The sequence below is a fragment of the Prevotella dentasini JCM 15908 genome, assembly GCF_000614065.1.
Taxonomy (GTDB): Bacteria; Bacteroidota; Bacteroidia; order Bacteroidales; family Bacteroidaceae; genus Prevotella; species Prevotella dentasini.
On sequence record NZ_BAKG01000011.1, the window covers coordinates 31,016 to 42,900 of the forward strand.

At 51.9% G+C, this 11,885-nt stretch carries 10 protein-coding genes and 5 pseudogenes; all 15 read left to right on the plus strand.

Annotated elements, in window-relative coordinates; all coding sequences use genetic code 11:
* Positions 1–55: 55 nt before the first annotated feature.
* The 15 genes and pseudogenes from JCM15908_RS12870 (at position 56) to traN (ending at position 11,884) form a co-directional block, all read left to right on the plus strand.
* Positions 56–837 (plus strand): annotated as a pseudogene (locus tag JCM15908_RS12870) (ParA family protein).
* Positions 821–1,249, plus strand: a complete 429-nt coding sequence (locus JCM15908_RS06785; protein WP_025002766.1) for a DUF3408 domain-containing protein — start codon at positions 821–823, stop codon at positions 1,247–1,249. The pseudogene JCM15908_RS12870 and the gene JCM15908_RS06785 overlap by 17 nt, the downstream one beginning before the upstream one ends.
* 1 nt (position 1,250) lies before the next feature.
* The gene (locus JCM15908_RS06790) at positions 1,251–1,625 is read left to right on the plus strand and encodes a DUF3408 domain-containing protein (RefSeq protein ID WP_025002767.1); all 375 of its coding nucleotides are present in this window, start codon (positions 1,251–1,253) and stop codon (positions 1,623–1,625) included.
* A pseudogene (locus JCM15908_RS15490) lies at positions 1,622–2,211 on the plus strand (hypothetical protein). Before JCM15908_RS06790 ends, JCM15908_RS15490 begins: the two are co-directional and overlap by 4 nt.
* A gap of 29 nt (positions 2,212–2,240) precedes the next feature.
* A pseudogene (locus JCM15908_RS14900) lies at positions 2,241–2,980 on the plus strand (ParA family protein).
* Entirely contained in the window at positions 2,968–3,558 is a 591-nt protein-coding gene (locus tag JCM15908_RS06805) for a conjugal transfer protein (protein WP_025002768.1), read from the plus strand. The pseudogene JCM15908_RS14900 and the gene JCM15908_RS06805 overlap by 13 nt, the downstream one beginning before the upstream one ends.
* A gap of 174 nt (positions 3,559–3,732) precedes the next feature.
* Entirely contained in the window at positions 3,733–4,032 is a 300-nt protein-coding gene (locus tag JCM15908_RS06810; protein WP_004332848.1) for a DUF4134 domain-containing protein, read from the plus strand.
* 4 nt (positions 4,033–4,036) lie between these two features.
* A complete protein-coding gene (locus tag JCM15908_RS06815) occupies positions 4,037–4,414 on the plus strand; it encodes a DUF4133 domain-containing protein (RefSeq protein WP_025002769.1) in 378 nt (125 codons plus the stop codon).
* The gene (locus tag JCM15908_RS06820; RefSeq protein ID WP_025002770.1) at positions 4,411–6,897 is read left to right on the plus strand and encodes a TraG family conjugative transposon ATPase; all 2,487 of its coding nucleotides are present in this window, start codon (positions 4,411–4,413) and stop codon (positions 6,895–6,897) included. Before JCM15908_RS06815 ends, JCM15908_RS06820 begins: the two co-directional genes overlap by 4 nt.
* A gap of 32 nt (positions 6,898–6,929) precedes the next feature.
* Positions 6,930–7,559 carry a DUF4141 domain-containing protein gene (locus JCM15908_RS06825; RefSeq protein WP_025002771.1) on the plus strand — a complete coding sequence of 210 codons (630 nt, stop codon included), beginning with the start codon at positions 6,930–6,932 and terminating at the stop codon, positions 7,557–7,559.
* Between the two features lie 2 nt (positions 7,560–7,561).
* Positions 7,562–8,652 (plus strand): annotated as a pseudogene (gene traJ, locus JCM15908_RS12885) (conjugative transposon protein TraJ).
* Between the two features lie 6 nt (positions 8,653–8,658).
* Positions 8,659–9,282, plus strand: a complete 624-nt coding sequence (gene traK / locus JCM15908_RS06835; RefSeq protein ID WP_025002772.1) for a conjugative transposon protein TraK — start codon at positions 8,659–8,661, stop codon at positions 9,280–9,282.
* Positions 9,279–9,611, plus strand: a complete 333-nt coding sequence (locus JCM15908_RS06840) for a TraL conjugative transposon family protein (RefSeq protein WP_025002773.1) — start codon at positions 9,279–9,281, stop codon at positions 9,609–9,611. Before traK ends, JCM15908_RS06840 begins: the two co-directional genes overlap by 4 nt.
* Positions 9,562–10,925, plus strand: a pseudogene (gene traM, locus JCM15908_RS12890) (conjugative transposon protein TraM). The gene JCM15908_RS06840 and the pseudogene traM overlap by 50 nt, the downstream one beginning before the upstream one ends.
* A 38-nt stretch (positions 10,926–10,963) precedes the next feature.
* On the plus strand, positions 10,964–11,884 hold the full coding sequence (gene traN, locus JCM15908_RS06850; RefSeq protein WP_025002774.1) for a conjugative transposon protein TraN: 921 nt from the start codon (positions 10,964–10,966) through the stop codon (positions 11,882–11,884).
* Position 11,885 lies beyond the last annotated feature (1 nt).

The window sequence follows — 11,885 nt, forward strand, 5'->3', positions numbered from 1 at the left end:
TGACACGGGCAGATTCCCGTGATGAAGCATATGTAGAACAAAACTCTAAAAGACAATGAAAAAGAAACCTGTTTTTATCGCCTTCTCCACCCAGAAGGGAGGCGTCGGCAAAACGACCTTTACGGTCCTGACGGCAAGCTGTCTGCACTATGTCTGCGGATACAATGTCCTTGTGGTGGATTGCGACTACCCGCAGTTCAGCATCAACGAGATGAGAAAACGAGATGCCAAAGGCTTGGAAACGAACAGCTCGCTACAGGAATTGGCGGTCGCTCAATTCTCCCGGCTTCAAAAGCTACCTACAACATCCTTTGTACGACCTCGGACGAAGCCATAGGCGTCGTACAGGATTATCTGGAACACAATGAATCGGAAACAGATTTCGTGTTTTTCGATTTGCCAGGCACCATCAACACGAGAGGTGTCATCGACACGCTTGCTGGTATGGACTATATCTTCACACCTATCTCTTCCGACCGAATCTCCTTGGAAAGCACGCTGAGTTTCTCTGCCGTTATCAAGCAGGCGGTCACGGACAATGCGGACACGGACAACAAGGGGATTTACCTTTTCTGGAACATGGTGGACGGCAGAGAGAAAACACCCCTCTATGCGATGTATGAGAAAGTCATTGCCGAGTTGGGACTTCCCATCCTAAAGACGTCAGTCCCCAACACGACCCGCTACAAAAAGGAGATCATGGATGAGGGTACGACCCTCTTCCGTTCAACTATCTTCCCCGCATCCCGCACGCTGCTCAGAGGCAGCCGCCTGAAAGAACTTGTGGAAGAAATCCTGTCCATTGTAAAACCTGAAGCGTATGGCAGAGAAGCATAAAGAAAAAATAAATCCTGATGCTATCAGGGAGCTGATCTCGCAAGGCATTCCCATGAGACGAAAAGATAGTTCTCCCTCTGCTTCTTGCGAGGAAAAGGAGTCTGTCGAGGAAACTCAGGAGGAAGAGAGAGAACTTTCCGAGGAGGTGAAACGGCCTCTTTCCCGTACACGTCGCAGAATACCGAAGGGGGACTATGAATCCTTGTTCATCTACCGCAACGACCTGAAAGACCGTAAGACCATCTATGTCGCCAGAGAATTGCAGGAAAAGCTGGCAGAGATAGTCATGTCGATGAAAAACAGGGAGATGACCATCGGAATCTATGTCGAGAACATCATCCTCCACCACTTTGAAGTCTATAAGGACGAAATAAACAGATTAAATGAACTCAAATTCAAAAAACTATTGTAAGATGAAAAAGCAAAACGTAAGACAGAATGCAGGGCAGACAGCCCGCATGGAAAACAAGAGTGTATCCTCCAAGGTGACTATCCGTAATTCCACCATGCTGATAGAGCGTTCGGAGACAGGAAAGGAAAAGCAGAAACCGGAACCGAGCGATTACGAGGAGACCTTCCTGAAACGGCATATCATGGAAAAGGGAGTGTCCGTCTATGTTTCCCAACAGATCAAAGATGAGATAGCCTGCATCGTGGGCACAATCACTGGCAACAGCCTGCCTCTCTCCGCCTACATCGACAACATCATCCGTCATCATCTTGACACCCATCGCGATGAGATAGACGCCTTGTTCGAGCAACAGTTCCGTAAACGTTTCGAGCGATGAAGCAGGTCATCTTTATTCTGCTGTCGGTAGGCTTAGCCTATCTTGGCAGCGTGCAGGTCGCCCGTTTCCTGTACGGACGCTATCGGAGTGCCGTGAGACTCTACCGTGACTTGCAACTCTTTTTCAGGGAACGGGGCAAGGGGAAAGTCGTAATCACCATCCGCATCCCCCAAAAGGAATCCTCCAAGAGGAGAATGTCCTTTTAGACGAATTGCCCATTGAAGAAGAGCAACAACAAGAACAGAGTTTTGAAACAGAAGTATCCGAAGCGACCTCTCCAACTATTCCCGAAGAAGAGGAATATGTACTGGTGGAAGTCCAAGGTGAAAGCCACTCCCTCTCGGAAAGCATCACAGCGGAAGAGCTGCAACAAATGGGCAGTGTCCTCTCCTGTAAGAATGCCCCGATAGAGGAAGCCGCAAAAGCTGCTGAAACTATCTGTAAGATACACGACTCCCCGATGTTCCAAGCGATTAAGAAAGCGGCTGGAGAACGTGTCCGCGAACTGCTGGAGCGCGTTGCCAAAGAAACTCCGAAAGAGGTTCAGTCAGGCAACTTCGATTACAAACGATTTATCACTACGTAGAATTCATCCACTCAAAGAAAAGAGAAAATATGAGTAACCCCCTTTATCTCGCCATCGCTTCCCCGAAGGAGGTGTCGGCAAAACTTCGCTTACGGTACTTGCCGCAAGCATTCTGCATTACCACAGAGGATACGATGTCGTCGTCGTGGATTACAACCATCCCGTCCATACAATCGCCCGTCTGCGTCAGCAAGAGTCGGAAGAACTAAATCATCAAAGCCTGATGCATCTGAAACATCGGACACCCTGCACCCCTTATCCGATTATCTGCGCTTCGGTGCGGGAAGCCCTGAACCGGGTGGAGCGACACTGTGCGGACAATCCTCCTCGCTGCATTCTCTTCGACCTCCCTCCATTGATGCGTACCGAAGGAACAGTAGAGCTGCTTTCAGCAATGGACGCCGTCGTCTTTCCCGTTACGGGGAGTCCGATGGACATGGAAGCTGTCCGACATTTCATCGACATCTTGGGAGAGCAGATACTGACTATGGGCAAGGGCAATATCCGTGAGCTTTACCTGCTCCGCAATATGGTACAGGCTTGGGAACGCGAGGATGCCGACGAATGCTGTCGCACCCTTGCCGATGAAACAGGAGCTTTGCTGATGCAGACTTCATTGAGCCACTCCCGTTTGTATCGTCCTTTCCTTTCCGAGCGCAGAAGAGGGGTATGCACCCTCTTCCCTCCTCACGGAGGAAAGTTGAGTCAGCTATGCAAGCAATTAGGCGATGAACTTCATGAAATCCTGCAACGCCTATGTACCGAATAGTCCTTGTTCTGCTCTTGCTCTACCTTTTGTGGCTGCTGCTTTTTCTCTCGTATGAACGAAGAAAAAGAAAGAACAGGGCAATTGAGAAAAAGCCTTGCCAAACGGTCAGTGACGCTGAAATCATCGGTAAAAGTCGCTTCAAGCTCAGCCACTCGGCGCCACAAGTACGCAGTTATCCAAAAGGCGAGGCTGAAGCAAAAAAGGCTTCTACATTTGCTGCCGAAAACGGACAAGAGCCATCGGAGGAGCCGGATAATCTGCCCGACATAGATGAGATTCCTTTAACGTATGAGTCCTCCGATTCTCCATCATTTGAAGAGGAGGACGAGGAACTTCCCATACAGGGAGAAAGCGAATATGCCACGGGAATTGATTTTGAACGGGTGCTGGAAGCCTTGTCGGTCATTCACCGCCACGCCCATACCGAAGCAGAGCGACAGAGGACCGGCGATACGCTGAGCGAGTTGGAAGGAACCCATCTGATGGAAACGCTCCGAAGCGACGCGAAACGCTCGGCCACGATCGATGAAATCGTCCGTGCCCGTTTCGAGGAACTTTACAGTGGGGAAAAGGCGTAACGCCTCTTCCGAATGGTCTTGACCCAATAGTATGAACCCTTTAATGCAACAGAAGCAATGAAAGAAAAAGAGTACGGCTGACCCTAAGAGAGTCACCACTAACATCCGAAAGTAACAACAGTATTCACCCGTCGGGAGGACATATCCAATCCACTCGGCACAAAACAAAGATTTATGACCAAAAGACATTTTCTAATCGCAGCCGTCCTGCTGCTTTCCATTTCCTCTGCCTTTGCCCAAGGCAACGGCTTGTCGGGCATCAACCAAGCCACCAACATGGTGACGAGTTATTTCGACCCTGCCACGAAACTCATCTACGCCATCGGTGCGGTCGTCGGTCTCATCGGAGGGGTAAAGGTCTACTCCAAGTTCTCGTCCGGCGATCCGGACACCTCGAAGACCGCCGCAAGCTGGTTTGGGGCGTGTATTTTCCTCATTGTGGCAGCCACCATTTTAAGAAGTTTCTTCCTCTAAGCCTATGGAGACCTATCCCATCAACAAGGGAATCGGTCGCTCGGTAGAGTTTCAGGGACTCAAAAGTCAGTATCTGTTCATTTTCGCCGGAGGGCTGCTTGCCCTTTTCGTGCTGTTTGTCATCCTCTATATGGCGGGTGTCAATCAATGGATCTGTATCGGCTTCGGAGGGACCGCCGCATCCATTCTGGTTTGGCAGACCTTCTCCCTAAACAGAAAGTACGGGGAACACGGGCTGATGAAGCGTTCCGCGCTGCACAGCCATCCCCGCTACCTCATCAACCGACGACGCATCCCCCGTCTCTTCCGCCATCGAGAGCGGAAAAGAGCGGTAACCCGACCGATGAAGAATCTGCAAAACAGAAAGGAGGAAAAGCAATGAGAAACCTATTGAAAGCCACCACGCTGGAAAACCGCTTCCCGCTGCTTGCCGTCGAAGAGGGGTGCATCCTCTCAAAGGATGCCGATATCACGGTCGCCTTTCGGGTCGAGCTTCCCGAACTCTATACGGTGACGAGCGCAGAGTATGCCGTCATCCATTCGGCTTGGGTGAAGGCTATCAAGGTCTTGCCGACCTACAGTGTCGTACACAAGCAGGACTGGTTTGTCAAGGAGGGCTATCGTCCGGACTTGCAGAAGGAGGAGATGAGCTTCCTCTCCCGCAGCTTCGAGCGGCACTTCAACGAGCGTCCGTTTCTGAACCACGCCTGCTATCTGTTCCTGACCAAGACAACCAAGAACCGAAGCCGACAACAGAGTAACTTTTCCACGCTCTGCCGAGGACATATCATTCCCAAGGAAGTACGCGACAAGGATACCGCCCGCAAGTTCATCGAAGCCACCGAGCAGTTCGAGCGGATTATGAACGAGTGCGGTTTTATCCGCCTGACTCGATTGAGCGACGAAGAGATCGTCGGCACGGAGGAGAAACCGGGACTGATAGAAAAGTATTTCTCGCTTTCCCTCTCCGACACGACGGTATTGGAAGACATCGACCTGAGAGCAGACCGGATGCGTATCGGCAACAAGCGACTCTGCCTGCATACCCTCTCCGATACGGAAGACCTGCCCGGACTGGTAGGTACGGATATGCGTTACGAACGTCTCTCCACCGACCGCAGCGACTGCCGCCTTTCCTTTGCCGCTCCCGTAGGGCTGTTGCTGCCGTGCAGCCATATCTACAACCAGTATGTGCTGATTGACGACAGTGCGGAGCACCTGCAACGCTTCGAGAAGAACGCACGGAACATGCACTCGCTATCCCGTTACAGTCGCTCCAATCAAATCAACAAGCAATGGATCGACGAGTACCTGAACGAGGCGCACAGCTTCGGGCTTACCTCTGTCCGCTGCCATTGCAACGTCTTGGCGTGGAGTGAGGACGAGGAGGAACTCCGCCGTATCCGCAACGACGTGGGCAGCCAGCTCGCACTGATGGAGTGCAAGCCACGGCATAACACCGTGGATGTGCCGACGCTCTTCTGGGCAGGCATTCCCGGCAATGAAGCCGACTTCCCCGCAGAAGAGAGTTTCTACACGTTCATCGAGCAGGCGGTCTGTTTCTTCAATGAGGAGACCAACTACCGTGATTCACTCTCGCCGTTCGGTATCAAGATGGCAGACCGCAGCGGCAAGCCGATTCATCTCGACATCTCCGACCTGCCGATGAAAAAAGGAATCATCACGAACCGCAACAAGTTCATCTTGGGTCCTTCAGGTTCAGGCAAGTCGTTCTTCACCAATCACCTTTTGAGGCAGTATTGGGAACAGAACACCCATATCGTCTTGGTGGACACGGGAAACAGCTATCAGGGCTTGTGTGAGATGATACGCCACAAGACGCAGGGCGAGGACGGAGTCTATTTCACCTACTCCGATGAGAGTCCCATCAGCTTCAATCCCTTCTACACGACGGACAAGGTGTTCGATGTGGAGAAGCGGGAGAGCATCAAGACACTGCTGCTTACGCTGTGGAAAAAGGACAACGAGCCCGCTACTCGTTCGGAAGAGGTTGCCCTCTCCAATGCCGTGTCGCTCTTTATCGAGCGTATCAAGACGGACGATGGTATTGTACCCTCGTTCAACAGCTTTTACGAGTATCTCACCACCGATTACTCGGCATTGCTCCGTGAGAAAAAGGTCAGGGAAAAGGATTTTGACTTGGCCAACTTTCTCAACGTGCTGGAACCGTACTACAAAGGGGGTGAATATGACTACCTGCTGAACTCGGACAAGCAGCTCGACCTCTTGAATGCACGCTTTATCGTCTTCGAAATCGACTCGATAAAAGATCATCCCATCCTTTTCCCCATCACGACTATCATCATTATGGAACTGTTCATCAGCAAGATGCGACGGCTGAAAGGAGTGCGGAAAGTCATCCTCATCGAGGAGGCTTGGAAGGCTATTGCGTCTGCGAATATGGCAGGGTATATAAAATACCTCTACAAGACGGTAAGAAAGTTCTTCGGCGAGGCGGTCGTGGTGACGCAGGAGGTGGATGACATCATCTCCTCAGATATTGTCAAGGAGTCCATCATCAACAACTCTGACTGCAAAATACTGCTTGACCAGCGCAAGTATATGAACAAGTTCGACCAGATACAGGCTCTCTTGGGACTGACGGACAAGGAACGGGGGCAGATACTCTCCATCAACCAGAGCAACGATGCCACACGGTCGTACAAGGAGGTGTGGATCGGACTGGGCGGCGTGCAGTCCGCCGTCTATGCCACCGAAGTGTCGAAAGCCGAATACCTCACCTACACGACGGAGGAGACCGAGAAGATGCGGGTGCTCGCCCGTGCCGAGCAACTCGGCGGAAACATGGAGCTTGCCGTCAGGCAACTCGCCGAAGAAGAATAGTAAATAACAATCACACTAAAATCCAACGTAAAATGAGAAAGAAAGTTTTAATGCTTATCACGTGCGGTTGCCTCCTTGTAGGCAGCGCACATGCCCAGTGGGTAGTCACGGATCCCACCAACCTTGCACAGAGCATCATCAACACGACCAAGGAAATCGTGCAGACCTCCAAGACGGTCAAGAACACGCTCGACAATTTCAAGGAAGTGGAGAAACTCTACAACGAGAGCAAGAAATACTACGATGCCCTGAAAAAGGTGAACGACCTCGTGCGGGATGCCCAAAGGGTGAAGGAAACCATCCTGATGGTAGGGGAAATCTCCGACATCTATGTCGTAAATTACAAGAAGATGCTTTCCGACCCGAACTTCCGACCGGAAGAGCTGATTGCCATCGCCAACGGCTATACCAAGCTGCTCGGAGAGAGCAACAACCTGCTCAAGGAACTGAAGCAGGTGGTGAACATTACCACGCTGAAGATGACCGACAAGGAGCGCATGGACGTGGTGGATCGCTGCTACAAGGAGGTGCGGGACTACCGTAACCTCGTGCGTTACTATACGAACAAGAACATCTCCGTGAGCTATCTCAGAGCCAAGAAGCAGCAGGACACCGACCGGGTGCTCTCGCTCTATGGAACGGACAACGAAAGGTATTGGTAGGTATGGGAGCGGAATTTGACAACCTGCATCAGGTGCTCCGTTCGCTTTATACGGAGATGATGCCCATGTGCGGTGACATGATTGGCGTCGCCAAAGGCATTGCGGGCTTGGGCGCGCTCTTCTATGTGGCACTCCGGGTATGGCAGACCTTGGCTCGTGCCGAACCCATCGACGTCTATCCGTTGCTCCGTCCGTTTGCGCTCGGTCTCTGCATCCTCTTTTTCCCGATGGTACTGGAAACTATCAACGGCGTGCTTAGTCCCGTCGTGCAGGTACGCACAAGATGCTCGAAAAGCAGACCTTCAGCATGGATGAATACCGCAAGTTGCGGGACAAAATGGAGTACGAGGCGATGGTGAAGAACCCCGAAACAGCCTATCTGGTCAGCAACGAGGAGTTCGACAGGAAACTGGATGAACTCGGTATCGCTCCCTCGGATATGGCGACGATGGCGGGAATGTACGTGGAACGCAGTATGTACAATTTCAAAAAATGGTTCCGCAATATGGTGCGGGAATTCTTGGAACTGCTCTTTGCTGCCGCCGCCCTGCTCATCGACACGCTCCGGACATTCTTCCTGATAGTCCTCTCCATCTTGGGACCGATAGCCTTCGCCATCTCCGTGTGGGACGGTTTTCAGAGTACCCTCACGCAATGGTTCACGAGGTATATCTCCATCTATCTGTGGCTGCCCGTGGCGGACTTGTTCAGTTCGATGCTGGCAAAGATTCAGGAACTGATGCTCAAGCATGACATCACACAGTTGCAGAACGACCCGACCTATACGATAGACGCCTCGAACGGAGTGTACCTTGTCTTTATGATTATCGGCATCATCGGCTACTTCACCATTCCGACGGTTGCGGGCTGGGTGATACAGGCAGGTGGAGCGGGTAATTTCGGCAAGAACGTGAACTATGCAGCAGGAAAGGGTGCCGGCATTGCAGGTGCCTTGGGTGGAGCCGCCGGTGGCTTTGCCGTGGGACACGGACGAAACATGATGAATCATGCGGGAAGCAAAGCCAAAGAGATTGCCGGAAAATTATTTCATCGGGGAGGAAACCAATCATCCGAACCATCGGAACAAAATTAAAAAGCTATGGAATTTAAGTCATTAAAGAATATCGAAACAAGTTTCAGACAGATACGCCTCTTTACGTTAGTCGTCGTTTGCCTGTGTGCCTCCCTTGCGGGTTATTCGGTATGGAGTGCCTACTCCTTTGCCGAAGCCCAGAGGCAGAAAATCTATGTGCTGGATGGAGGTAAGTCGCTGATGCTCGCCTTGTCGCAGGATCTGTCGCAGAACAGACCCGCAGAAGCCAAGGAGCATGTGCGCCGCTTCCACGAACTGTTCTTCACCCTTTCGCCCGACAAGAGTGCCATCGAGGGGAATATCTCCCGTGCACTGCTCTTGGCGGACAAGAGTGCCTACAACTACTATCGGGATTTCTCCGAGAAAGGGTACTACAACCGTATCGTGGCAGGAAACATCAATCAGGTCGTGCAGGTGGACAGCGTGCTTTGCGACTTCGATCGCTATCCCTATGCGGTACGGACGTATGCCCGGCAGATGATTATCCGTGCCACCAACGTGACCGAGCGCAGTCTCGTCACCATCTGCCGCCTGCTCAATACGAGCCGTAGCGACGATAACCCGAACGGATTCAACATCGAGGGATTCGAGATTGTGGAAAACAAGGACATCAGTACCCGTAAGCGATGAAAAAGAAAAGTCTGTTACGAATGATGCAGGAGGGAGCAGAGACAAGACTCCGCCGCCTGTGCGGGCGCATCCCCACTCACCTGAGGCTGTATGTCGTCCTGACGATGCTTCTCTTTTTCGCCTTCCTTGCCAACTATGTTTTCTTCAACGGTTTGTACCGTATTTTCTCAGACGGAGACTCCGAAGAGGAAACGCTACCGGCAATCAAGCATATAGAAGCCCCTGAAGTAAGGCGGCTCTATCCCAACGACAGTATCAACCTATTAAAGTATTACGATTATGTACCCATTCAAAAGAAAGACAGCCTCCGACACGAGCACCTCGCCTGAGCTGACGGAGGAAGAGAGACAAAGACGAAAGAAGTTTATCATTTATCCCCTGATGTTCCTGCTTTTTGCAGGCTCCATATGGCTCATCTTCGCTCCATCGGAGAAAGAAGAAGAGAAACAGGCAAAGGGCTTCAATACGGAAGTACCCGCCCCGATGGCAGCCGAACTGATCGGCGACAAGAAGAAAGCCTACGAGAAGGAGATGATGGAACAGAAGGAGCAGGAACGAAGTCAGGCGATGCAAAGCCTCAGTTCCATGTTCGGGGAAATGACAGGAGGACAACTACCGGTGCAGAGTTCCGAAGAGTTGGCTTTGAAGACGGACGCATCGGAAAGAGATAACGGCTTCGGCTCTCGTGCCACTGCTCCGCAAGACGGCTTTCACGCCTCTGCATCAGCCTACCAAGACATCAACCGCACGCTCGGCAGTTTCTATGAAGCACCGAGGGAAGACCCCGAAAAGGAGGAACTGCGTGCCCGATTGGCAGAGTTGGAAAACCGTATGAGCAGCGAACAGCAGTCGCCTGCCATAACCGTGAACGACCAGATGGCATTGCTTGAAAAGTCCTATCAGTTGGCGGCAAAGTATATGCCGTCGGGCAGTGGACAGCCCTCTTCCAGTATGACATCGGCATCGGACGGGGAAACGGCTTCTGAAAGGAAAGCGGTCGCAACCACCCGAAACGGTAAGGCGACAGCCTTTCCCGTTGCCCCTGTGAGCGAGCAAGAGGTGTCGGCTCTGGCGCAGCCGATGAGCGACTCGACTTTCCGCTCCGAATATGTCAAGGAGAGAAACTATATGTTCCATACCGCCATCGGAACAGCCCCGCTGACGGAGAAGAATACCATCTCTGCCTGTGTGCATGACAATCAGAAGGTAATGGATGGTCAGACAGTGCGTTTCCGTCTCTTGGAGCCGATACAGGTGTCAAACAGGGAGATACCGAGCAATGCCCTCGTCGTGGGAACGGCAAAGGTACAGGGCGAACGTCTGAACGTACTCATTACCTCACTGGAATATCGCGGGAACATCCTACCCGTAGAGCTGTCGGTCTATGACACGGACGGACAGGCGGGGATATTCATTCCCGGCTCGATGGAGCGCAGTGCCGCCAAGGAGATTGCCGCAAACATGGGAACGTCCGTAGGCAGCAGCGTGAACATCTCCACCGATGCGGGAGCACAGCTTGCCTCCGATCTCGGCAAGGGCTGATACAAGGTACTTCGCAGTATTTCGCCAAGAAAATGCGTACCGTCAAGGTGCATTTGAAGGCAGGCTATAAGGTATTGCTCTATCAGCCGGAAAACAAGTAATTCATATTTATTATTCACCACTTTAATCCAAAGTAAAAATGAAAAGAACAGTTTTAGCCATCGCCCTGATGCTGGGCGCAGTCTGTGCCAACGCACAGGAAACGACTTCAAGCGGAGACCTCTATCAGGGGCTGACTCGCAAAATAGCCTTTGAGCGGATGATACCGCCCCACGGCTTGGAAATCACCTACGACAAGACGGTGCACATCATCTTTCCATCTGCCGTGCGCTATGTCGATTTGGGTTCGCCCAATCTCATTGCGGGAAAGGCGGACGGAGCGGAAAACGTTATCCGTGTGAAAGCGACGGTCAAGGACTTCCGTGAGGAGACAAACATGAGCGTCATCACCGAAGACGGGGCATTTTACACCTTCAATGTCAAGTATGCCAACGAGCCGCTATTGCTCAATGTGGAGATGGCGGACTTCATCCACGATGGGGAGAGCGTAAACCGTCCGAACAACGCAATGGAGGTCTATCTCAAGGAGCTTGGCAGCGAGAGTCCGATGCTGGTACGGCTCATCATGAAGTCCATTCACAAGGAGGACAAGCGGACGGTGAAGCATATCGGCAGCAAGTCCTTCGGTATTCAGTACCTGCTCAGAGGGTTGTACTCGCACAACGGATTGCTGTACTTCCATACGGAACTGCGCAACAAGTCCAACGTGCCGTTCGACATCGACTTCATTACGTTCAAAATTGTGGACAAGAAAGTTGCCAAACAGACGGCCATGCAGGAGCAGGTGCTGCTTCCGCTGCGTGCCTACAACTACACCACCTGCGTGGCGGGGCAGAAGAGCGAACGCACGGTATTCACCCTGCAAAAGTTCACCATCCCCGATGACAAGCAGCTCATTGTGGAGATGCACGAGAAGAACGGCGGAAGACACCAATCCTTTGTCGTGGAGAACGAAGACCTTGTGCGTGCGAGGGAAATCAACGAACTCAAAGTGAAGTAGT